Raw genomic sequence first — 21,412 nt, 5'->3', positions numbered from 1 at the left:
GACATCATGAACTCACTTGCCGTCCCCACCGTGTCGGAACTCCTGGAACGCCTCCACGCAGAGGCCGACGCCCAGATGCCCGAACTTCGCAGCACGATCAGGGCCACTCGAGAAGCCGAAGACGGAAGCGATCAGACACCCGAGGCTTGGTACGACAAGCTTCAAGACTTCTACCTGCCTGTCAACCGCGAGCAGGGACGATTCCTCTACCAGACCGTCCGCGCTGTACGACCAGAACGGGTTGTTGAGTTCGGATCGTCCTTTGGCATCTCGGCCATCTACATCGCTGCCGGTTTGCGGGACAACGGCGCTGGCACCGTCGTTGGCTCCGAGCTCATTGAGCAGAAGGCTGCGACGGCTCGAAAGAACCTCGCAACGGCAGGCCTCGGCGACCTCGCCGACATTCGAACCGGCGACGCCCGACAGACCCTCAAGGACCCAGGGGGCCCCGTCGACATCGTGTTGCTCGACGGTGGCCCGGCCCTTTACGCCGAGATCCTTCAACTACTCATCCCCAACCTCCGGCCGGGGGCATTGGTGATCGCCGACAACGTCGACGACGAGGACCATCCGTACCCAACGTGGGTGCGCGATCCAGCACACGGATTCGTCTCGTCATCGATCACGCTGAAGGGCGGAACCGAGTACTCGATCTGGACTGGTACACCTACCGAACAGGTATCGAGAGCATGACTCTCTGGCCATACCAAGCCCGGTACTTGTCGCTCGGCGTCTTGCTGCTCCTCGCTGCCTGCAGCAGCGACACGCCACAAGCCGCAGACGAAGCGACTGCCGCCCCTACCGCCGAAGCAGTCACGACAGAGGGCATTGCTGATTCCACCGCGTCGAGTGGGAGCGATGGCCTTGTGGTCTTGCCGGTTCGGGAAGGCCCCCGCAGCCAGACGACCGGCAGCGTGCCTCATATCCAAACCGATGCAGTACCGGTTCCAGACGTCGATGCAGAGTTGCGACGCAGCGTGTTCTCGATTCCCGGAATCGACGAAGGCGAGTCTTCATTGTCTCTCCCCGGTGCACGAAGTCTTCTGCTGTCCGACGACCTTGAGCTGGCAAGACCTGAGGTCCTCCCAGGCGGACGAGAGTTCGGCCACTTTCACCCCGATGGCAGCCTTCATCTGTGGTTGCCCGTCGACCGCGCCCTCGAAGTCAACGAAACACAATGGGGAGAGCTTCACCCGCTAGTCGAGCGCGATAACTTTTGGGACGGCGTCGTCATGATCTACGTCCCGGAAACATTCGCCGAAGCCGACGTAGCCCTACAACTTGTCATTGACGCCTACAACTACATCGTCGGCGTCGAACTCGATCCTGTAAGCCTCGACTAAACAAGGTCAAAGACCCAGGGGCGGCTTCCCGCATCAACGAGGTTGAGAGGTCCTGTCGTTCACCGCCCGACCGCCGAGACCTCTGGCCAGCGCCCGAAGGAGTCATCGACACCAAGGTTGTCCTCGAAGCGCAACGAAGACTCGCATGGTCCAATTAAGACATTGCCACGATCGTCCGAGCGCTTCGTTCCTCCGAAGCATCGAACTTCACGAAGAAGAACTCCTCTACGTGAAGGCGGCGGGCACGTGGCGGTACGTCTACCGAGCCATTAATGAGCGCGGCCAAGTCATCGACGTGTACGTCTCACGACTACGCGATCTCGTGGCAGCGCGGGGGTTCTTCCGAGGAGCGCTCAACGCTCACGGTGAACCCGACGAAGTGATCACCGATCTAGCTGTACTCGGCAGGGACGTTGGTGACTCGACCGTTGTGAGACAGGGAGACCTCCTGGCTTAGTGGAGCTGTCTAGTTCTTCACTGCCAGGAGGTCTCGTGTCCCACGGTAATGCTCGCCTCAACGTACGCGGGAGGCTGCTGTTGATCGATCGCGTGATCGGTCAGGGCCGTCCGGTCGCCCATGTCGCTGCCGAGCTCGGAGTCTCGCGCCAATGCGCTCATCGATGGGTCGGCCGTTTCCGGCAAGAAGGCGCCGCGGGGCTGCAGGATCGCTCCTCGCGTCCGCATAGCTCCCCGAATCGGACGCCGGCTCACCTCGAGCGGCAGGTACTGGATTTGCGACGACAGCGCCGTGTCGGGCCAGCGAGGCTTGCCGAGGAGTTGGGAATCCCAACCCGCACAATCGGCGCGATCCTCCACCGGCATGCCGTGCCGCTGCTGAGGGAGTGCGACCCGTTGACCGGGATCGTGATCCGAGCCTCCCGCCGAACCGGCTTGCGTTACGAACGCGACAGGCCCGGCGAGCTGGTCCACATGGACGTGAAGAAACTCGGCCGGATCCCGGACGGTGGCGGCTGGCGCGCGCACGGACGCAGCGAACAGGTTCGAGGTCGCGGCATCGGGTTCGACTACGTGCACTCGATGATCGATGACCACTCCCGGTTGGCGTATTCCGAGATCCTCGGCGATGAGAAGAGCGCCACGTGCGCGCAGTTCCTGCTTCGTGCCGCGGAATACTTCGCCAGGCACGGCATCACCCGCATCGAGCGGATCATGACCGACAACGCTCTCGCCTACCGCAAGTCCCTCGCTGCGGCAGCGACCACACTCGGCGCAAAACAGGTCTTCATCCGCCCGCACTGCCCCTGGCAGAACGGCAAAGTCGAACGCCTGAACCGAACCCTTCAGATCGAGTGGGCATACCGGCAGGTGTTCACCTTCAACGATGAACGCGCTGCCGCGCTTGCGCCCTGGCTTGAGTACTACAACACTCGACGCATCCACTCAGCCATCGGGGCCACGCCGGTCAGCCGAGTGTCACCAACGTGACTGCCGAATACATCTAGCTCAAGCACTCGAGACCGTGATCGAAGAGCTCACCCTAGCCGCGTTTCACAACACGGAGCAGCATCAGAACATGAAGCGCCCGTCGGCGAGCCCGGCGAGGTCATCGGTGACGTCTGCCTGCCCGCGGAAGATGCGTCCTCCGGCGACGGTGACGTCCTTCCAGCCCTTCGTGTCGACGACGAAGACGCCGCCCGGCCCGACGAGCACGTGATCGATCTGCGCGCGGCTGCCACGGCGGGCGCCCGGCCAGCCGCGGTCGTGCAAGAACGTGAAGCCGCACGCGCTCAACGGCGCGAGCGTGCCGGCTACCTGCCGCTCGGTGCGGTGGGCGATCATCCAGCGCTCGGCGGCCTCTCGGGCAGCAGCCGCACGCGCGTCGTGGGCGTCGGCGAGCGCCACGAGTCGATGGGCTTCGACGCCCGCCGACCTGCCTGCCTCGCTCATGCCGCCCCCCGTGCCGCTCAGGCCACCTCTGCGCGGAACCCGAGCCTCGCTCTAGTCTGCACGGCGGGGCGCGGCAGCGGCACCCCCTGAGCGGGGGCAACCCGCTACGCCCGCGGCACCCCGAGCAGCTGCCGTACCCGCGCGAGCGCGGCCTGACGCTCCTCCACGCTCATGACCGCGAGCGGGTGCCGCAGGAGCCCGAGCGGCAGGCCGACCACGCCCGACCCGCTGTCGACCGCGAGGTTCAGGGTGGGGATGCGGAGCATGCCGTCGGTGATGGCGCCGAGCGCGGCATCCTCGATCTCGGACGCGGCGAAGAAGCGCGCCTCGTCTCGGTATTTGGGGTGGCTGTGCACGTGGACGCCGTGCGGCGTGATCTCCACGAGCTTCCAGCCCCACAGCCCGCGCGGCGAGGCCTGAGCACCGTCGATCGCCAGGAGCCGCATGCCCGTCGTGCCGAAGCCGAAGGTGGGGAAGAGCATCCGGTCGGGGCCTTCGGGCGGCAGGCCGGCCTCGAGGGCGCGCAGGGTGCGCACCGCGAGCGCCGTGAACGCGAGCGCGACGAGGAGGACGACGATCGCACCGGCACCGGCCACGAAGACGAGCGCGGCCAGGCCGCTTTCGGTGAGTGTGCGGGCAAGCCGGCTCAGCACCGAGAGGACCGCGTAGGCGATGCCCGCCGCCGCCAGAAGGCGCAGCCACGGCCACTGCGGCGCGTTGATCTTCGGGTCGGCAAGAGCGGGGTGCACGCTTCAGGATGGCACGCGCACCACGCTCGGCGCGGGCATAGCCCGCCGCAGTAGCATGACCGCATGATCGAGCAGCTGCAGCGCCTCGCCCTCGCGGGCGGTGGCGCGCTGCTCGTCGCCCTCGCGCTCGGGCACGCCTCACCGCTCGACACGGCGTCGGCGCTCGCCACGGGCGTGCTGCTCGCCGCGAGCCTCACCCTGCTGGCCCGCGCCGCCGCGCGGCCCCTTGCCCGCGTCGAGCTCGCCGTGGGCAGCCGCGCGCGGGCCCACCGCGAGTCGCTCGGCGAGCAGGCGCAGCCTGCGCATCCTCTGACGGCGGGGCGCCCCCTCGCGCGCGCTCCCGGCGCGGCCCTCCCGGCCGCCTGAGCGCAGACCCGCACCTGCCCTCACCACGCACCCTCGCTCGAGCTCTCTGAGCGTGAGGGATGCGGCGGCCATACGCCTCCGCACTCCCTCGATTCTCAGGAGAACCCTCATGGATATCACCACCTGGCCCCTCATCGGGCCCCTCGTGCAGCTCGGCGCCGCCGGCCTGCACACCCTCATCGACCTGCTCGAACCCCTGGCCGGGGCAGGTGCCGCGGCCCTCGCTGTCGTGCTCATCACGCTCGCCGTGCGCGCGCTGCTCATCCCGCTCGCCGTGCGCATGGTGCGCGCAGAAGGCGCCCGCCGCCGGCTCGCCCCCGCCCTCGCCGCCCTGCGCACACGGTGGAAGAAGAAGCCGGAGGAGCTGCAGCGCCGCACCATGGAGCTCTACCGCGACGCCGGAGTCTCGCCGGTCGCCGGTTTCGGCTCGATGCTCGCGCAGGCCCCGATCGTGTCGCTGCTCTACCTCGTGCTCGCGAGCCCGGCGATCGCGGGCGAGCCGAACCCGCTGCGCGTCGAAGAGCTGCTCGGCGTCGGCTTCGGCGACGCGCTCGGGTTCGCCGTCGTCACGGGCGGGGCGGGCGCGATCGTTCTCACGGCATCGGTCATCGTGCTGCTGACCCTCTCGGGGCTGCTGCAACGGCGCGCCATGCGGATGCTCCAGCAGGGCCTGCCCACCCCCGAGATTCCCGCCGCAGTCGCCCCCATGCTCGGCATCCTGCCGTTCATCGCCATCATCCCGGCCCTCATCGTGCCGTTCGGGGCCGCGATCTACCTCGCGGTGAGCAGCCTGTGGAGCGCGATCGAGCGGCCCGTGCTGCGCCGCGTGCTGTGGAGCGAGGCGGAGTGGACGCCCGGCGCGTAGTGCAGGGCACGCATCCATCGGTCCCGTATGGGCGCCACTAGACAGGGTGATCGCAATACGGGCCCGATGGATGCGCGAGCGGGCAGACTAGCCGCATGGCCATCGCGTACGACTTCACCGCCGAGCTCTGGGAGTGGGAGGGCAAGGCCGCCTGGCACTTCCTCACCGTGCCGGTCGACGTGAGCGACGAGATCGCCGCGCGTATGGAGGGCTTCACGCGCGGCTTCGGCAGCGTGCGCGTGCGCGTGAGGGTCGGCGGTAGCCAGTGGGCGACGAGCGTCTTCCCCGACTCGAGCCGCGAGGCGTACATCCTGCCCATGAAGAAGGCGGTGCGTGAGGCCGAGAACCTCAGCGTCGGCACGGTCGCCCGCGTGCATCTCGAGCTCGTCGACCTGCGCCCATGAAGCCGCCGAGAATCGCCGCAGCGCGCCGCTGACCTCAGCAGAATGGCCTCATGAGCGAACCCGACACGGCTTCACCTGCCCGCACGCGCGTGCTCCCCACTCGCTGGGTGCCCGACCTCTCCCGGCTCCTGCCCGCCGACCCCGCGACCTTCCACGGCCCGCGACTGGCCACCTGGCTGCTCGCCGCCTACCTTCTGCTCGTCGCCGTGCGCTCGGCCATCCACCTGTTCGCCCCCGACGGCGGGGCCGGCTCGATCGCCTCCGTCGACCTGAGCGTCGACGGCGCCGACAACATCGTCGCCATGTTCGGCCAGTGGGGTGCCATCCAACTGCTGCTCGCGCTCGTCATGATCGTGCTCGTCGCGCGCTACCGCGGGCTCGTGCCCTTCATGGCCCTCGCGCTCGCCATCGAGCCCGTGCTGCGCTTCGTCTCCGCGACTCTCAAGCCCCTCGAGACTCTCGGCACCGCTCCGGGCGCCGCCCTCAACGAGTACGCGGGGCTCGTCATGCTCGCGGTACTGTACGTCTCGCTGTGCCCCGCGCGGCGACCGCACTGACGCTGGCAGACTGGGCGTCGTGACCGACGTCTACCTCTTTCGAGCCGTCAACGTCGGCGGTACTGCGAAGCTGCCGATGGCTGACCTGCGCTCCCTCGCGACCGAACTGGGTGCCACCGACGTGCGCACCTACATCACCTCCGGCAACCTGCTGTGCACGCCTCCGGGCGACCCCGCAGCCTTCGCCGATGAGCTGCGCGCAGCCGTGCGGCAGAGGTACGGCTTCGACCGGGAGGTTATGCACCGCACGCCTGCCCAGCTGCGGGATGCTCTGCGCGAGCATCCCCTCGACGTCGACGACCCCGCCCGCTCGTACGTGACGTTCCTCGACGCGGTGCCCGCCGCTGCCGCGGTCGACGCGGCGCAGGCCGTCGAGACGGGCGACGACGAGTGGGCCGTCGTCGGCGAGCACCTGCACGTGCGATTCGTGCACGGCGCAGGGCGGGCCACGCTCAGCACCGACCGCCTGCTGCGCGCCCTCGACGTCGTGGGTACGGCGCGCAACCTGCGCACGGTCGCGCAACTCGAGACCCGGGCGGGCGAGGCGCCGTAGCCCGGCGCCGCTAGCCCTTCGCGGCCGTGCGGCGCAACGGTTTCGGCTGCTCGAGCTGCCAGTCGGGCGTGTCCCACGTCTTGACGATCGCCCACGCGGTCGCCGCGATCGGCACCGAGAGCACGGCACCGACGATGCCGCCGAGAATCGTTCCCGCGCTCAGGGCGAGCAGGATCACGAGCGGGTGCAGCTTGAGCGACTGCGCCATGACGACCGGCTGCAGCAGGTTGCCTTCGAGCTGGTTGATCGCGATGACGACAATCACCACCACCAGCGCCACGAACGGGCTCACGGCGACGAGCGCGACGAGCGCTGCGAGGGCTCCCGCCACGGTCGCACCGACGATGGGGATGAACGCGGCGATGAACACGATGACCGCGAGGGGGAGCGCGAGCGGCACGCCGAGAATCCACAGGGCGATACCGATGCCGACGGCATCGACGAGGGCGATGATCGACGTGCCGCGAATGTAGCCGCCGAGAGTCGTCACGGCCGTGCGCCCGACACGCTGCCCGCGCGCCTGCTGCTTCGCCTTCAGCGGCTGCAGGAAGAATGCCCAGATCTTGTCGCCGTCCTTCAGGAAGAAGAACAGGATGACGAGGAACAGCAGGAAGCCTGTGACGAACTCGCCGACCGCGACCGCTCCCGAGAGCGCTCCCGAGCCGAACTGGGCACTCGTGACGAAGTCGATCGCCTGGTCGCGCAGCTCGTCGAAGTCGATCGTGTCGAGAGGCAGCGGCAGGCCCTGCACCCACTCGATGAGCTGGTCGAAGCCCGTCTGCGCCTGCGTCCACAGCTCGGTCCACTGGCTGCGCACCGCGAACACGATCGCGGTGACGATGCCACCGAGGATGAGCAGGGAGCCCAGCAGCGTGATCCACGCTGCGGCGAGGGCGGGTAGCCCGCGGGCGCGCATCCAGCGGATGACGGGGCTGAACGCGGCGGCAATGATGATCGCCAGCAGCAGCGGAATGACGGCGATGCGCAGTTGCACCATCGCGAACACGATGAGCGCCGTCAGCGTGATGACGAGAAGGATCTGCAGGCTGCGCGTGCTGAGCGCGCCCAGCCGGTCCGTCCACATCTCGCGCAACGACGTGCGCGGTGTCTCGTCCTCAGGAGAGCCGGTCCCGAGCTTTCGACGGAAGATCATGCGGGGCCGTCCTTCCGGTGACGTGGTCAGGGACGCTGGTGGGGCGTCGCACAGCGCAGCGCGACGCCCGACCAGACTAGACCGCTCGCGTCGAGCGCGTCTCAGCAGTCATCAGGCGGTCTGGCCGACGTGCTCGCCCTCGTCGACCTCCTCCACGAGCTTCGCGCAGAAGGCGGGCAGGTCGTCGGGAGTGCGACTGGAGACGAGTCCCGCGTCGACGACGACCTCCTCGTCGACCCACTCGGCACCGGCGTTGACGAGGTCGGTGCGCAGGCTCGGGTAGCTCGTCAGCTCGCGGCCCTTCACGACGTCGGCCTCGATGAGAATCCATGCGCCGTGGCAGATGACGCCCACGGGCTTGTGCTGCTCGAAGAACGCGCGGGTGAAGGCGACCGCGTCGGCGTCCATGCGCAGGTGGTCGGCATTGACGACGCCGCCGGGCAGCATGAGCGCGTCGAAGCTGTCGGCATCCGCCTGGCCGACGGGCTGGTCGACCGACTGCATGTGGCCCTTCTTGCCCGCGACAGAGGTTCCCGCCGGTGAGACGAGCACGGCTGTGCCGCCCGCCTCGGTGATGGCCTTCCACGGCTCGGTCAGCTCGCTGTCTTCATAGCCGTTGGTGAGCAGAAAAGCGACGGTCTTGCCGGTGATGTCGTGAGCCATGGTGGTGTCCCCCTGGTGAGCGTGGTGAGTGGTTCGTTAGTCACCTTCCACGCTAGGCAGGAACGCGGCCGCGTGGGGCGCGCGCTCAGCCCGCGTCCAGCCCCGCGGTCGGCGGATGCTCAGGAACCGGCCCGCACTAGGCTCACGTCATGCCCTCCGCTCCTGCTGCAGCCCGGCCCGCCCTCATCGTCGTCGACGTGCAAGGCGGCTTCGACGACGCGCGCTGGGGTGCGCGCGACAACCCCGGCTGCGAGGCCAACATCCTCGCCCTGCTGCAGTCATGGCGCGATGCGGGCGACCCGGTCGTGCTCGTGCGCCACGACTCGGTGAGCGAGGGCTCGCCCCTGCGCCCCGGTCAGCCTGGCAACGTCTTCAAGCCCGGCATCGACGGCGCGCACCACGTGCTCGTGACGAAGAGCGTCAACTCGGCTTTCTACGGTGAACCTGACCTGCACGCGTGGCTGCAGGAGCGCGGCATCACCGAGCTGGCGATCTGCGGCATCCAGACCAACAAGTGCTGCGAGACGACGGCCCGCATGGCCGGCAACCTGGGCTACGACACCACGTTCGTGCTCGACGCGACCCACACCTTCGACGCCGTCGACCTCGACGGCGCGACAATCCCGGCCACCGAGCTCGCGCGCGTCACCGCGGCGAACCTGCACGGAGAGTTCGCCACCGTGCGCTCGACGGCCGAGGTTCTGCAGGGCCGTCGCTGACCCCGACAGCTAGTCGCGCAACCTCACGCGGCGGTTCTGCGAGCTCTCGTCGAGCTCAGCCACGTCTTCGCGCGACTTCACGAACGCACTGAACGAGGAGAAGCCGAGCACCTTCTCGTTGAAGGCGGGGTCGAGGCGCACCATCTGCTTCTTCACCTCCGAGTTGTGCAGCCAGTCGCTGTCGTCCTTCTCGTGCGCGAGGCGCAGGGCGCGCACGAGCAGCCCGGTCGCCTCATCCTGCGGAGACTGCTTCGCCGCGCCGGTCGACGTCGTCGCGGCCTTCGTTGCCCGGCGGCGCTTCGGCTTGGTCGCGGCGCTACCCTCGGCGGCTGCGGCGTCGGCCGCATCCGACGCGTCCTCCGCCTCGACCGCGCTGCTGAGATCGGCGGCGATGCGCGATGCGGGGCGGATGCCCGGCAGGCCGTCGTAGTCGGCGAACTCGTTGCACGCGGCCTTGAGCGACTTGCTCGTGCCGCCCGCTACGCCGATGCCGACCACGTAGCGGCCGAGACGCTTGGAGCGCTGCGCGAGCGCGATGTAGTCGCTGTCGCCCGCGGCGATGACGACGTGCGTGATGTCGGGCAGGCGGAACAGGTCTTCGACGACGTCGACCGACAGGCGGATGTCGGCGCCGTTCTTCATCTGCTGCGTGGCCGGGAAGAGCTGCGTGAGGTCGACGGCGCGTTCCATGAGCTGCCCCTGGTAGGCGGCGTTGACGCCGATCGACCAGTCCGCGTAGGCGCGCGAGAGCACGATCGTGCCGAAGCTCGACGCGAAGTCGAGGATCGCGCTGATGTCGACCTCGGCGTGCCGCAGCTTGTCCTTGATCTCGTCCGTCGCGCCCGTGAGGCCCGCGGGTAGCCGGTAGACGTTGTCTTTGCGCCACGCGCCGCGGCCGTGCACCTGGTCGTAGCGGGAGATCACGATGTTGTCGAAGTCGATGTAGACCGCGACGCGACCCTCGAACGGTTCAGCCATGGGTCGGCTCCTTCAGGGTGAGGTGCGTGGTGGCTCCATCCTGTCAGTCCTGCTGACCGCGGGTGGGAAGGCAGGCTCAGGCGGCTCATTCGCATTGCGAACGAGCCGAGTGGTACTCGCGGGTTTCGGCGTACTAGTTTCCCTCCTGACCTGCTGATGGTGCGGTCGAGAGTCGCCCCGTTCCTGTTCGACGAAAGTGAGGTGCCGTGACCGCCGAACTCCGCGGTGCGGGGACAGTTCGTCCTGATCCTTCCTCGAGTGCGGCCACGGAGCAGCTTCTGGCTCGCGCCCTCGACACCGTCAGCGAAGGGTCGCTCATCACTGATGTTCACCGCAACACGATCTACGCGAATGCCGCCTTCACGACCATCACCGGCTATCGGGCAGACGAGATCATGGGCACCAACTGCCGATTCCTGCAGGGACCCGCCACCGGCCCGGACGATGTGCAGCGCATCCGCGACTGCCTGAACGCCGGCACCGTCTTTCAGGGCACGATCCTGAACTACCGCAAAGACGGCACCCCGTTCTGGAACCACCTCACGATCAGCCCGCTGCACGATGAGGCGGGCGAGATCACCCACTTCGTGAGCGTGCAGCGCGACGTCAGCGACGCTATCGAGGAGCGCGATCGTCTCTCGCACGAGGCGAGGCACGATGCTCTCACCGGCCTGCCGAATCGGACCGGCCTGCGCGGACTCCTGCGGCGCGCGATGAGCTCGGCCGATGAGCGCGGCGACGTCGTGGCGATCGGGCTGCTCGATCTCGATCATTTCAAGCAGGTCAACGACCGTCACGGTCACCCCGCCGGCGACCAGGTGCTCATCGAGGTGGGGCACCGCATCCCGGCGGCTCTGCGTCGCAACGACTCCGTGTCGCGGGTGTCGGGCGACGAGTTCGTCATTATCGTCTCCGACCTCGACCCCGAGCACGCCGCACACCAGGTCGCTGAGGTCGCGCAGCGCATCCGCGAGGCGATCGTGCGCCCCATCCGGCTGCCCGACGGGTCGGAGATCACGGTGACGACGAGCATGGGTGTCTCCCTCTACCCCTCCGACGGCAGCGACAGCCAGTCCCTCTACGCGGCGGCCGACCGCGCCCTGTACCGCGCGAAAGGGCGCCGGGGATCCGAGCAGTGGTGGGAGCTGACTGCACCGAGCTCGGCACCGAGAGACACGCCGTCCGAGACGCAGCCGCCCCAGAAGCCCGCGTTCAGCTATCCCGGTGCGCCGCGGCACCACGTCGACGGGCACCTCGAGATGTATATGCAGCCCATCGTAGAGCTGCGCACCGGCAGGGTGAGCCAGTTCGAAGCGCTGGCGCGCATTCGTCGGCCCGACGGTTCGATTATGTTGCCCGATCAGTTCCTGCCCCAGTACACCACCGATCACTTGCGCGAGCTTTTCTGGATCGGGATGCACCAGGCCCTCGGGTGGGTCGCACGGTGGCAGGAGGCCGGTCACGACTGGGGCGTGTCGCTCAACGTTCCACCAGAGGTCTTTGCCGCGCCCGACAGTACTCAGCTCGTCATCGACGCTCTCACGCTGCTCGACGTCGAACCGAGCAAGCTCAGCCTCGAGCTGCTCGAATCGAGTGAGCTCGCCCCGCACGTCAGCGACGAGGCCATCGACGAGCTCGTGCGGTTGGGCGTGAAGCTCAATCTCGACGACATTAGTTCGGGATACAGCACCCTGAAGCGAGTCACCGAGCTACCCTTCGATGTCATCAAGATCGATCGCCAGATCTTCGACAACATCCACACGCGGTCTTTGCACGTCATGACGGTGCTCGCGGCAATCACCAAACTCGGGGCCGACTTCGGCTACGGAGTCACAGTGGAGGGCATCGAGAACCGCGAACGCCTCGAGGTCAGCTCCGTACTCGGGGCTCGCTACGGGCAGGGGTACCTCTTCGCGCGACCCATGCCAGCCGATGAGGTCGTCGCATGGTCGGCTGAAGCCGACCTGCCTGGCGGTGAGATCGCCATCACAACAGCCCTCGGCGCGCTCGCATATCACTGGAGCAGAACGCGCGCCGGAGGCATGCATCACCAGCCCCGTGCCGAGTGCCCGCTCACCGGCTACTTCGCCGGGCACGACGCACAGGGCTCAGCGCTGCACGATCGACTTCACGAAAATGCCGAGCATCCCCCAGAGGTCAGCGCGCTTCTCCTGTCGTGGCTCATCGAGCAGGTCGCGGGCCGGCACTGAGGTCGGGAGAGGCCCACGGCACCTGTTCCACGAAGCGCACGCCGGTGAGGCGCTCCGAGACCGCCCACAGGCGAGCCTCGGCGGCGCGATCGCGGGCCGGGCGGGGTAGGCGCGCGGGCGCGGGCTCTCCGCGCACCTCGAGGAATCCCTTCGGTCCGTAGTAGCCGCCGGGCTCGGCATCGGGGCTCGTCGCCGCGTACAGAGAGGGCAGCATGCCGACGTCGACGGTCTGCATGATGCGGGCAGACAGGCGCTGCCGCCTCTCGCTCGGCTCGACGCCGCGCCGCGGGCCCGTCGTCTGCAGGTTGGTGAGGGTGCCACCCGGGTGCGCGGCCGTGCTCACGATGCCCCAGCCGTGGGCGTCGCTGCGGCGCTGCAGTTCGCGCGCGAAGGACAGGTTGGCGAGCTTCGAGAGGCCGTAGGCGCCCCAGGCGCTGTAGCCCTGCTCGGCGTTCAGGTTGTCCCACTGCCAGCGGCCCGCGTTCGCGGCGAGGCTGCTCGTCGACACGACACGCGGGGCGTCGGTGCGCACGAGGGCGGGCAGCAGGTGCCCGGTGAGGGCGAAGGGGCCCAGGTGGTTGCTGCCGAACTGCAGCTCGAAGCCTTCCGCGGTGCGCTCGAGCTCGGGCACCGCCATGATGCCGGCATTGTTGACGAGCAGGTCGATCGGGCGGTCCTCTGCGAGGAGGGACTGTGCCGCGGCGCGCACGCTGTCGAGCGAGGCGAGGTCGAGGTCGAGCAGTCGCAACGTCGCGGCCGGGTGCCGCTCGAGGAGCCGCGTGCGAGCATCCTCACCCTTGGCGCGATTGCGCACCGCCATGACCACCTCGGCCCCCGCCTCGGCGAGCCGGCCGGTGAGGCCGAAGCCAAGACCGCTGTTGGCGCCCGTGACGACGGCGAGGCGCCCGGTGAGGTCGGGCACGGTGGTGTCGAGGGCGTTGCGGGGCATGAGGCTCCTAAAGGTGACGGTGAGGACGGACACTACTTCATCATTCGGAGCGCACGGCGCCCTGGGTGGGAGCACGGTGCTCGCTGGGAGCAGAGCCGGGGGAGTTCCGTGCCGTCGGGTGCCGGACTCAGGCGCCGAGGGCGCGATCTTCCGCAGCGTAGTCGAACCAGCGCTCAGCACCGTAGCGTGCGAGGCCGGGGAACAGCTCGCGCCAGTCGCCCTCCACAACGCGTGCGAGCATCCAGTCGAGCGCGGCGCCGATCGTCGACCGGTGGGTGCCGAGTGGCTCGTAGCCGAGTTGCTCGCGAGCCGCCTGCATCGTCAGCACCATGGGCGTCGGCACCGCCCACGGGTGCGCACCCACGCCGTCGACGGGGGGCCCTGCGAGCAGGTCGAATTCAGCCGTGTGGCCGACGTGCGCGAAAACGTCCTGCCCGATCTCGAGCACCGACGGGGCGGGTTCGTCGACGGCGTTCAGCACCCGCCGACCCGGATGCTCGGCCGCCAGCCGCACGATTTCCGCGATGTTCACCGTCGCCGACGTCGACATCCTGCTCTCGCCGCGGTACGCCAGCGGAACCCGCTCGCGCCTGTCGAGCGCTCGGCCCAGAAAGTACCACTCGCGCAGCGCCGGCGACTGCGGCCCGTGGATGGCGCCCGGGCGCAGGATCGTCACCGGCAGCCCGTCGATCCGGAGCAGAGCGCGCTCAAGGGCCGCCTTGCCCGCAGAGTAGGTCGTGCGCGCGCCGGGCGTCGCCTCGCCGACAGTGGGGTGGTCTTCGGCGATGGGCACGGGGTAGACGGGAAAGTCGTCGGCCCCGGTCGCGTCGTCGGGGGAGGAGCCGTCGAGCCCTGCGTAGACGGACGCCGTGGAGATGGCGACGAGGGAGCCGATATCGCCGGCCAACGGTGCAAAGGTCTCGGCGTGCTCGGCGGTGTAGGCGACGCAGTCGAGAACGAGGTCGGCGCCGGATGCCGCCGCGCGCACGGCCGCCGCATCCTCACGATCGAGGGTGATGGTGCGCACGCCGTCGACGACGCCGCGGCGCTCGCCGCGGTGCGCGATGGCGACGTCCCAGCCGTGCGGGAGAAGCGCGTGGGCGACGGCGGTGCCGATCTGTCCGGATCCGCCGAGAAGAATCGCCCGCTTCTGCATAGGCTGAACTCTAAGGCGCGCACGCAAAGCGTCACCAGCCCTCTCCCCACCCCGCACTCCCCACCCCGAGGAGCACCCATGGCGAACTCGCCGATGACCCGCACCCAGTTCTCCAGCAGCCTCATCGCCGGCGCTGTCGCGCACACGATGTTCCAGACCGGCTGGTTCGGCTTCGGCATGTCGCTCGCCGGGCTCGCGGCGGCTGCACTGTTCGGCAACCTCATCGACGTGCTCGGCGATGCGATCGGCAGCGATGTGCTGCCGAGCCTGTTCTCCTCGCTCGGTGTCGGCGCCGACATTCTCTTCTGGGTTCTCATCGCGATGCTCATCGGCAGCCTCGTTCTCGTGCTGCTCGCCGTCGTCGTGAGCGTCTGGCTGCTGCGCCTCACCGAGCAGCGCAAGCCGTGGGCGGTCACCTGGGCGTCGCTCGGCATCACCGCGGTGCTCGACATCGGTCTGTTCTGGCTGTACGTCTGGCTGGCCACCGTGGTCACCGATTCGCCCGTCGCTGGCCCCGTGCTGCTGACGCCGGTGTTCGCGCTCGTGGGGGGTATCCTGCTCGGCGCGCTCGTGTGGTGGGCGATCGCGCACGCCTTCCGCGACAAGAGCAGAGACGGAGAGGGAGATGGTGCTGACGGGGATGCGGCCCCCGCCTCTCCCGCCCCGGTCACTCCCGCCGAAGCCTGACCCGTGAACCGCCGTCGACCTGGCAGAATGGACGCATCATGAAAATCGCCGCCGTGATCGCGTCTCTCGCGCTCTTCTTCGCCTCGTTCCTGCTCTTCGCCTACTCCTTCGCGGTGCCGGACGAGTTCAAGGCGATCATGTTCTTCACGGGCATCATGTCGATCACGCTGTCGCTCGCGATTCCGTTCCACATTCTCGGCAGCCGCGAGTAGCGCACCAGCGGCCGCATCGCCGGGCTGACGCGCGGGGCGTCCCTCCCGCTAGCGCACGAGTTCGGCGAGCAGAGCGGTGAGCTGTTCGCGCATCTGCGCGCTCGTGATCGTGCGCTCCCCGTCTCCGGACTGCGGACCGTAGTCGCCGAAGGCGGCGTGGTTGGCGCCCTCGATCACCTCGAACCGCGCGTCGCCGGGTAGCAGGTCGGCAGTATCGCTGATCGTCTCGAGCTCGGTGAGGCCGTCGTTCTCGGCGGCAACGCTCAGCACGGCCAGACCGGTGTCGCTCAGGTCGTTCGCGCAGTAGCTGCCGAGCAGCACGACACCCTCTACCTCGGCGTCCTGCGCCATGAGGCATGCGCGCACGCCGCCGAGCGAGTGGCCAGCGAGAAACCATCGCTCGACACCCGGGGCGGCAGTCGTGAGTTCGTCGAGCCCGCGAAGGTCGAAGAAGGCCAGATTGAGAGGAGGCCGAGTGATGAGAACGGTGACGCCGCTCTGCTCCACGATGCCGCTCATCTGATAGAGGTAGGCCCAGGCATCGACTCGGGCGCCGGGAACGACGACGAGCCCGACCTGCTCGCCGGTGGCTGCTGCGTCACCGACCGGCTCGAGCAAGACGCCTTCGTCGACCGTCGAGACGGAGATCGCGGGGTTGCCGAACACCTCCAGCGTGGCGGTGCGATCAGCGCGGTACGGGCTGTTGGCCCACAGCGTGAAACCGAAAATGACGACGATGAGTGCTCCGAGGGCACCGAGCCCGATGGCGCGCACGCGACGCCGACGCGTGCTTGCCGTGCGGCGCCGGGCTGTGGGCGAGCTCTCAGAGGTCATGCCCCATTATCGCTGGCACGGCCAAGGTCAGGCGGTCTTGAGCAGGTTGGCTGTGAAGCGCTGCAAGCGCTCGGTGAGTCCGGCACTGCGGCGGGCGACGATCTCCGTGCGGCTGAAGGTGAGCTCGCTCGTGGCGGGCAGCATGCGAATCATCATGGAGCAGGCCAGATCGGCGCACAGATAGGTGCCGATCGTGTTGCCGTCGCGACCGGCAGCGCCGCCCTTGGGGGCGCTGAACATGAGCACCTGCGTGGACGGCTGCGGAGTGTGGCAGAACGAGCACATGGCCCCGATGCCGGAGCGAAGGGTGGACGATGCGGCGCGCACGATGAAGCCGACCGGTCGGTCGTCGACCCAGTGCACGATGTACCCGCGCGGCGAGCCGTCTGGGTCGCGCCAGCCCAGATACTCACGCTCATCCCACAGAGTCTCGTAAAGACCCGGGAGCGGCATCTTCTCGATCTCGGCCTCGGTGGCGTTCACCATCGACTCGCGAATCTGCTCGGCAGTCAGTTCTCTCATCCTGCGACAGCGTACGACACCCACCTCAGCGCTGCCGGCGCTCACGTCAATCGTCACCGTCCGCGCGCCAGGCCCCATTCACGGTTGGATGGGGTCGTGGATTCTGACCTGCTCCTGCTGCTGCGCGGCGACCTCGCCGCGGCGGCATACACCGTCGACCGGCTGCAGCAGCTGTGGGGGCCCGACGCCGACGACGCGCTGCACCGCGGTGATCGCGTGCTCGCGCTGCGACGGGCGCTCGCCGCGGGTGCCGAACCGCTCGCGCTGCTCGCGCGCCTTTTCCGTCTGCACGACGCGCTCGCGCACCATGAGCTCGCGCTGGCGCTGCCCACCCTGGGGCTGCAAGGCGCGCGCAGGCTGGGGCTCGTCGACGATGCGGGCCGCGCGCGTCTCGATGTAGCACCGCTCTCCGCGATCGACGGCACCGGCGCCGCCGACTGGTGGATCGTCTCCGATCTGGACGAGCTCGCCCTCGGTGGCGCGCTGCCACCCGGCCACGTGCTGGGGGTGGGTGGCGCTTCGCTCACGCTCGCGGGCCTGCAGCCCACGACCCCGGTCGGCGCGGTGCTCGACCTGGGCACGGGGTGCGGAGTGCAGAGCCTCGTCGCTGCCGCACGGGCCAGCCGAGTCGTCGCCACCGACGTCTCGCAGCGCGCCCTTGAGCTGGCCTCGGCGACCTTCGCGCTCTGCGCCGTCGACGCGGTAGAGCTGCGGCGGGGCGACCTCTACGCACCTGTCGCGGGGGAGCGCTTCGACCGCATCGTGAGCAACCCGCCGTTCGTCATCACACCGCGCCGGGATGGCGTGCCGGTCTACGACTACCGCGACGGCGGTCGGGTCGGCGACGGGATCGTCGAGGAGGTCGTGCGCGGCGCCGCCGAGCACCTGGTGCCGGGAGGTACGGCGCACCTGCTCGGCAATTGGGAGTACCGCGACGACGAGGATGGCCTCGCACGAGTCGCCCGCTGGCTCGAGGAGGCAGGCCTCGACGGCTGGGTCATCGAGAGGGAGCGGCAGTCGCCGATCGAGTACGCGGCGACCTGGATCCGAGACGGAGGCACGCGCGTCGGCACTGCCGAGTTCGAGCGACTGGCGGGGGAGTGGCTCGATGATTTCTCGGCCCGCGGTGTCGTCGGCGTCGGATTCGGGTACCTCGTGCTGCGCAATCCCGGCCCGGGCACGACCACGCTGCGCCGCACGGAGGCGGTGGATTCGCCGCGCCTCGATGACGCAGGGGGGCTCGGCGATGCCCTCCTCGCAGGGGTGGCGATGCACGATCGGCTCGCGCCGCTGGGCGAGGCGGGTCTGGCCGTTCTGCGCTGCGCGGTCGCGGGTGATGTCACCGAAGAGCGCCACTACTGGCCAGGCGCTGAGGGGCCTACGGTCATCAGGTTGCGGCAGGGCGGCGGCCTGGGTCGCGTGATTGAGGCGGATGCTGCGCTCGCGGGCCTCGTCGGCGCCTGCGACGGCGATCTCACCGTGGGCGAGATCGCGAGCGCCCTCGCCCAGCTGCTGGAGGTGGACGAGAGCGCTCTGCTCGAGCAGGTGCTGCCGCAGGTGCGTGAGCTGCTGGTGACGGGGTTCCTGGCTCTGGTCGAGTGAGCCTGTCGCGGCTCAGGTGTTCGTCGGGGTCGCCCGGCGCAGGATGAGGTACGCGGCGATCGCGCCGAGTGCCGAGATCACGAGGCTCCAGCCGAGAGTGCCGAGCACGCCGGCGGCGGCGAAGAACTCTCCGACGGCGCCCCACGACTCGGTCCAGGTGATGACGAAGACCAGGCCGACGAGCGCGATGACGAGCGCAGCCCAGAACACGTACATGCCGGTCGCCTTCCATCGCACGTAGACCGATGCTGTTGCCGCCCCAATGGAGGCGAAGAGCAGCAGGATCAGCAGGTTGCCGAGGAAGAAGTCGACCCACGTGAAGCTGGGCACGGTGTCGAAGAAGCGCAGGCCGATGCCCCAGTAGTCGACGGCGCGCTCGGCGATGGCGAGCGTAGCGATGAGCGCCGCGTATCCCGCAGAGAGCAGCGTGAACAGCACGCCGGTGCCGAGGAGGTAGTCGCGCCGGGTCGCGCCGAACCCGAGGGCGAGCGGGAAGGTCTGGTTGACGCTCTGCACGGCCATGACCAGCGTGTAGACCCAGATGAAGCCGACACCTCCGTTCACCTCCACCGACGACGCCCCTCCGGTCGCAGAGGAGATGAGCGCGTAGATGGCGACGTTGAGCCCGTAGATGAACCCCAGGATCGCCAGCGGCCACCCGATGAGCGTCATCGGGTTGGTGAGCTGCAGGAGCATGATGGTCGCGGTGCGGCGCCCCAGCGGGCGCGCCGTGGTGGGCAGGGTGTTTGCGGTGAGCGCGGTCATGCCGTCGCCTCCTCGGGGATCGTGGTGGGTGCTGTGGTGAATCCGCCGGTGCGGCGCACGATGAGCTGCTGCAGCGAGACGGGCCCGACCTCGAGACCGGCACTGCGGGCCGCCTCTCGGTCGGCGTCGGAGAGAATCGAAACGGTGGCGCTCTGCAGCCCGCCGAGCTGCTCGCGGTGCGCGACCTCGCGGCCGGCCGTGAAGCGGTTGACCGCCTCGGTGGTGCCGCTCACCGTCGCCGCGCTCGAGCGCAGCTCGTCGACGGGAGCGTCGATGACGATGCGGCCGGAGTCGATCACGAGCGCGTGCTCGAGCAGCTGACTGACCTCGTCGATGAGGTGCGTCGAGAGGATGACCGTGCGGGGGTTCGTGCCGTAGTCGGCGAGGAGTCGGTCGTAGAAGATCTGCCGGGCCACGGCGTCGAGACCCAGGTAGGGCTCGTCGAAGATCGTCAGCGGTGCGCGCGAGGCGAGACCGACGATGACGCCGACGGCAGAGCGCTGGCCGCGGGAGAGCTTCTTGATGCGCTGCCTCGTCGAGAGCCGAAACTCGTCGACGAGCTCGTCGGCGAACTCTGCGTCCCAGTTCGCGAAGAACCGCGGGGCGCCGGCGAGAACGTGCTTGACGCGGAACTCATCGGGGTAGCGCTGGCTCTCGGCGATGAAGCACGTGTGCTGGAGCACGGCCGCGTTCTCGACCGGCGGGGCGCCGAAGAGCCGAACGCTTCCGCTCGTGGGGAACTCCTGCCCGGTGATGAGGCGCATGAGGGTCGTCTTGCCGGCACCGTTGCGACCGAGCAGGCCCGTGATCGCGTTCTCGGCGATCGTGAAGGTCACGTCGTCGACGGCGGCGAGCGAACCGTATCGCTTGGTGAGACCGCGGGCCTCGAGTGCGGGGGTCATGGGGTGGTGTCCTTTCGAATCAGGTCGGCGAGCTCGTCGGCGCTCATGCCGAGGGCTCGGGCTTCGGCGAGGAGGGGGCGGATGAACTCGACGTGGAACGTTTGACGACGCTCAGCGATGAGGGCGGCTCGGGCGCCGTCGGCGACGAACATGCCGATGCCGCGGCGCTTGTAGAGCACGCCGGCCTCGACGAGCAGGGTGATGCCCTTGAGGGCGGTGGCGGGGTTGATGCGGTGGAACGCCGCGAACTCGTTGATCGACGGCACCTGTGCGCCCTCCACCAGCGAGCCGTCGATGATCTGGTTCTCGATCTGCTCGGCGAGCTGCCGAAAGATCGGGCGACTGTCGTCCATGGCCACCTCCCTTCTTGTCGTGGAGCGCACACCCTCCGTATTGGTTAATTACTAGAGTAACTAACCAGACAACCGAGCGCGTGTCAAGCCGGCGCCCGACGCGCAGAAGCCTTGAGGGGGCGGGCGGGCGGTCGCGGGAGGCGCGTCGTCAGAAAGACCGCGGTCGCGCGCGCCACGACGGCACGGTGAGCAGGATCGCCGCTGCACTGAGGGCGAAGCCGAGCATCCCGAACAGGATCGACCCGGGGCTCTGCGTACCGCCCGCGACGAACGGCAGGTCGTCAGGCAGGCTGATGCCGACCGCGAAGAAGGGGGCGAACGCCGCGGCGACGATGGCGCTGCCGACGATCGCGGCGAGAGCGAGAAAACGGCGCGGGGCGAGAACGCGCTCGAGGGTGGGGCCGTCGAGGCGCCCCAGAACGGCGAGGCCACCGGCGAGGACGGTTCCGAGCAGGGCCCACACGGTGAGGGCGACGAAGAACCCGGTCTGCGCCACGTCGCCCCACGCCGCATAGGTCTGCTCAAGCGTCAGCTGACCCTGCGCGATCGCGAGCGGTTGCTCGATGGCGAGAGTCCAGGCACCGAAGGCGATGAGCCCGAGAAGGGCGAGCGCGGAGCCGGTGCCGATGCGGCGGCGCACGGCGGGGTCGGGCAGGGGCTCCGGCTCGAAGGGGTACAGGATGCGCTGCCGAGGCTCGAGCGGCGTGCTTCCGGCGCTGCCGGAGCCGTCCAGCTCGGCAGGCCGCAGGCCGCGCAGGCCGCGCGCGACCGCGGCGAGGTTGAGCGCCCCGCCGGCAAGGATGAGAGCGAGAGCGACCCAGCCGAGAGCGGCTCCCACCGGGAACACCCACCAGGCGAGGAGCGCGAACGGCACGAGTGCGAGGCACGTGAGCCCCCAGCGGAACAGAGCGGCAGCGCGCATCCTCATGATCTCCCCTCGACGAGCCCACTGTAGCGATACC

27 protein-coding genes are annotated in these 21,412 nt (G+C 68.9%); 14 read left to right on the top strand and 13 right to left on the bottom strand.

What is annotated here, in order from left to right; genetic code table 11:
* The first annotated feature begins 6 nt into the window (after positions 1-6).
* The 4 genes from RJQ01_RS03430 (at position 7) to RJQ01_RS03415 (ending at position 2,789) form a co-directional block, all read left to right on the top strand.
* The gene (locus RJQ01_RS03430) at positions 7-693 is read left to right on the top strand and encodes an O-methyltransferase (protein WP_350475312.1); all 687 of its coding nucleotides are present in this window, start codon (positions 7-9) and stop codon (positions 691-693) included.
* Positions 690-1,343, top strand: coding sequence for a luciferase domain-containing protein (locus RJQ01_RS03425; protein ID WP_350475311.1), 654 nt, complete (start codon positions 690-692; stop codon positions 1,341-1,343). Before RJQ01_RS03430 ends, RJQ01_RS03425 begins: the two co-directional genes overlap by 4 nt.
* Positions 1,344-1,488: 145 nt before the next feature.
* Complete coding sequence (locus RJQ01_RS03420; protein WP_350475310.1) at positions 1,489-1,800, top strand: DDE-type integrase/transposase/recombinase; 312 nt, start codon at positions 1,489-1,491, stop codon at positions 1,798-1,800.
* 35 nt (positions 1,801-1,835) lie between these two features.
* A complete protein-coding gene (locus RJQ01_RS03415) occupies positions 1,836-2,789 on the top strand; it encodes an IS481 family transposase (protein WP_350475309.1) in 954 nt (317 codons plus the stop codon).
* A gap of 81 nt (positions 2,790-2,870) precedes the next feature.
* Here RJQ01_RS03415 and RJQ01_RS03410 read toward each other — a convergent pair whose 3' ends face one another.
* Both RJQ01_RS03410 and RJQ01_RS03405 read right to left on the bottom strand, forming a co-directional pair.
* A complete protein-coding gene (locus tag RJQ01_RS03410; RefSeq protein ID WP_350475308.1) occupies positions 2,871-3,251 on the bottom strand; it encodes a nuclease-related domain-containing protein in 381 nt (126 codons plus the stop codon).
* A 104-nt stretch (positions 3,252-3,355) separates the two neighbouring features.
* Positions 3,356-4,000, bottom strand: a complete 645-nt coding sequence (locus tag RJQ01_RS03405) for a hypothetical protein (protein WP_350475307.1) — start codon at positions 3,998-4,000, stop codon at positions 3,356-3,358.
* 63 nt (positions 4,001-4,063) lie between these two features.
* On the opposite strand from RJQ01_RS03405, the gene RJQ01_RS03400 reads away from it, so the two are divergent.
* The 5 genes from RJQ01_RS03400 to RJQ01_RS03380 all read left to right on the top strand — a co-directional run bounded on the left by RJQ01_RS03400 (position 4,064) and on the right by RJQ01_RS03380 (position 6,745).
* Positions 4,064-4,366: a hypothetical protein gene (locus tag RJQ01_RS03400; protein WP_350475306.1), complete on the top strand. Its 303-nt coding sequence runs from the start codon at positions 4,064-4,066 to the stop codon at positions 4,364-4,366.
* A gap of 109 nt (positions 4,367-4,475) precedes the next feature.
* On the top strand, positions 4,476-5,231 hold the full coding sequence (locus tag RJQ01_RS03395; RefSeq protein ID WP_350475305.1) for a YidC/Oxa1 family membrane protein insertase: 756 nt from the start codon (positions 4,476-4,478) through the stop codon (positions 5,229-5,231).
* A gap of 95 nt (positions 5,232-5,326) precedes the next feature.
* Positions 5,327-5,635: a DUF1905 domain-containing protein gene (locus RJQ01_RS03390; protein ID WP_350475304.1), complete on the top strand. Its 309-nt coding sequence runs from the start codon at positions 5,327-5,329 to the stop codon at positions 5,633-5,635.
* Between the two features lie 50 nt (positions 5,636-5,685).
* Positions 5,686-6,192, top strand: a complete 507-nt coding sequence (locus tag RJQ01_RS03385; protein WP_350475303.1) for a hypothetical protein — start codon at positions 5,686-5,688, stop codon at positions 6,190-6,192.
* 19 nt (positions 6,193-6,211) lie between these two features.
* Positions 6,212-6,745 (top strand): DUF1697 domain-containing protein, encoded by a 534-nt coding sequence (locus RJQ01_RS03380; RefSeq protein WP_350475302.1) that lies wholly within the window; start codon positions 6,212-6,214, stop codon positions 6,743-6,745.
* 10 nt (positions 6,746-6,755) lie between these two features.
* Here RJQ01_RS03380 and RJQ01_RS03375 read toward each other — a convergent pair whose 3' ends face one another.
* Together RJQ01_RS03375 and RJQ01_RS03370 are read right to left on the bottom strand one after the other, a co-directional pair.
* Positions 6,756-7,898 (bottom strand): AI-2E family transporter, encoded by a 1,143-nt coding sequence (locus RJQ01_RS03375; protein WP_350475301.1) that lies wholly within the window; start codon positions 7,896-7,898, stop codon positions 6,756-6,758.
* 111 nt (positions 7,899-8,009) lie between these two features.
* Positions 8,010-8,561 carry a type 1 glutamine amidotransferase domain-containing protein gene (locus RJQ01_RS03370; protein ID WP_350475300.1) on the bottom strand — a complete coding sequence of 184 codons (552 nt, stop codon included), beginning with the start codon at positions 8,559-8,561 and terminating at the stop codon, positions 8,010-8,012.
* 149 nt (positions 8,562-8,710) lie between these two features.
* On the opposite strand from RJQ01_RS03370, the gene RJQ01_RS03365 reads away from it, so the two are divergent.
* A complete protein-coding gene (locus RJQ01_RS03365; protein ID WP_350475299.1) occupies positions 8,711-9,280 on the top strand; it encodes a cysteine hydrolase family protein in 570 nt (189 codons plus the stop codon).
* Between the two features lie 9 nt (positions 9,281-9,289).
* Here RJQ01_RS03365 and RJQ01_RS03360 read toward each other — a convergent pair whose 3' ends face one another.
* Positions 9,290-10,258 carry an NYN domain-containing protein gene (locus RJQ01_RS03360; RefSeq protein WP_350475297.1) on the bottom strand — a complete coding sequence of 323 codons (969 nt, stop codon included), beginning with the start codon at positions 10,256-10,258 and terminating at the stop codon, positions 9,290-9,292.
* Between the two features lie 206 nt (positions 10,259-10,464).
* Between RJQ01_RS03360 and RJQ01_RS03355 the strand changes: the two genes are divergently transcribed.
* Entirely contained in the window at positions 10,465-12,468 is a 2,004-nt protein-coding gene (locus RJQ01_RS03355) for a putative bifunctional diguanylate cyclase/phosphodiesterase (protein WP_350475296.1), read from the top strand.
* On the opposite strand, the gene RJQ01_RS03350 is transcribed toward RJQ01_RS03355, so the two are convergent.
* A complete protein-coding gene (locus RJQ01_RS03350) occupies positions 12,440-13,450 on the bottom strand; it encodes an SDR family oxidoreductase (protein WP_350475295.1) in 1,011 nt (336 codons plus the stop codon). The two genes, RJQ01_RS03355 and RJQ01_RS03350, sit on opposite strands and share 29 nt — an antisense overlap.
* A 94-nt stretch (positions 13,451-13,544) precedes the next feature.
* The gene (locus RJQ01_RS03345) at positions 13,545-14,573 is read right to left on the bottom strand and encodes an NAD-dependent epimerase/dehydratase family protein (RefSeq protein WP_350475294.1); all 1,029 of its coding nucleotides are present in this window, start codon (positions 14,571-14,573) and stop codon (positions 13,545-13,547) included.
* A gap of 78 nt (positions 14,574-14,651) precedes the next feature.
* On the opposite strand from RJQ01_RS03345, the gene RJQ01_RS03340 reads away from it, so the two are divergent.
* Both RJQ01_RS03340 and RJQ01_RS03335 read left to right on the top strand, forming a co-directional pair.
* Positions 14,652-15,260: a hypothetical protein gene (locus RJQ01_RS03340; RefSeq protein WP_350475293.1), complete on the top strand. Its 609-nt coding sequence runs from the start codon at positions 14,652-14,654 to the stop codon at positions 15,258-15,260.
* 38 nt (positions 15,261-15,298) lie between these two features.
* On the top strand, positions 15,299-15,472 hold the full coding sequence (locus RJQ01_RS03335) for a hypothetical protein (RefSeq protein ID WP_350475292.1): 174 nt from the start codon (positions 15,299-15,301) through the stop codon (positions 15,470-15,472).
* Positions 15,473-15,520: 48 nt separating this feature from the next.
* On the opposite strand, the gene RJQ01_RS03330 is transcribed toward RJQ01_RS03335, so the two are convergent.
* On the bottom strand, positions 15,521-16,306 hold the full coding sequence (locus RJQ01_RS03330) for an alpha/beta hydrolase (RefSeq protein ID WP_350475291.1): 786 nt from the start codon (positions 16,304-16,306) through the stop codon (positions 15,521-15,523).
* 27 nt (positions 16,307-16,333) lie between these two features.
* Complete coding sequence (locus tag RJQ01_RS03325) at positions 16,334-16,828, bottom strand: FBP domain-containing protein (RefSeq protein WP_350475290.1); 495 nt, start codon at positions 16,826-16,828, stop codon at positions 16,334-16,336.
* A 96-nt stretch (positions 16,829-16,924) separates the two neighbouring features.
* On the opposite strand from RJQ01_RS03325, the gene RJQ01_RS03320 reads away from it, so the two are divergent.
* The gene (locus tag RJQ01_RS03320) at positions 16,925-18,430 is read left to right on the top strand and encodes a DUF7059 domain-containing protein (RefSeq protein ID WP_350475289.1); all 1,506 of its coding nucleotides are present in this window, start codon (positions 16,925-16,927) and stop codon (positions 18,428-18,430) included.
* A gap of 12 nt (positions 18,431-18,442) precedes the next feature.
* Here the strand turns inward: RJQ01_RS03320 and RJQ01_RS03315 are convergent, their stop codons facing one another.
* The 4 genes from RJQ01_RS03315 to RJQ01_RS03300 all read right to left on the bottom strand — a co-directional run bounded on the left by RJQ01_RS03315 (position 18,443) and on the right by RJQ01_RS03300 (position 21,378).
* Positions 18,443-19,195, bottom strand: coding sequence for a hypothetical protein (locus tag RJQ01_RS03315; protein ID WP_350475288.1), 753 nt, complete (start codon positions 19,193-19,195; stop codon positions 18,443-18,445).
* Complete coding sequence (locus RJQ01_RS03310; RefSeq protein WP_350475287.1) at positions 19,192-20,097, bottom strand: ABC transporter ATP-binding protein; 906 nt, start codon at positions 20,095-20,097, stop codon at positions 19,192-19,194. Before RJQ01_RS03310 ends, RJQ01_RS03315 begins: the two co-directional genes overlap by 4 nt.
* On the bottom strand, positions 20,094-20,450 hold the full coding sequence (locus tag RJQ01_RS03305; RefSeq protein WP_350475286.1) for a GntR family transcriptional regulator: 357 nt from the start codon (positions 20,448-20,450) through the stop codon (positions 20,094-20,096). Before RJQ01_RS03305 ends, RJQ01_RS03310 begins: the two co-directional genes overlap by 4 nt.
* 148 nt (positions 20,451-20,598) lie before the next feature.
* Positions 20,599-21,378, bottom strand: coding sequence for a hypothetical protein (locus tag RJQ01_RS03300; protein WP_350475285.1), 780 nt, complete (start codon positions 21,376-21,378; stop codon positions 20,599-20,601).
* Positions 21,379-21,412 lie beyond the last annotated feature (34 nt).

This window comes from Microcella sp., assembly GCF_040286215.1.
In the GTDB taxonomy this organism is placed as follows: Bacteria; Actinomycetota; Actinomycetes; order Actinomycetales; family Microbacteriaceae; genus Microcella.
Note: the sequence above shows the minus strand (reverse complement) of the source record. Positions and strands in the feature narration are given on the sequence as shown.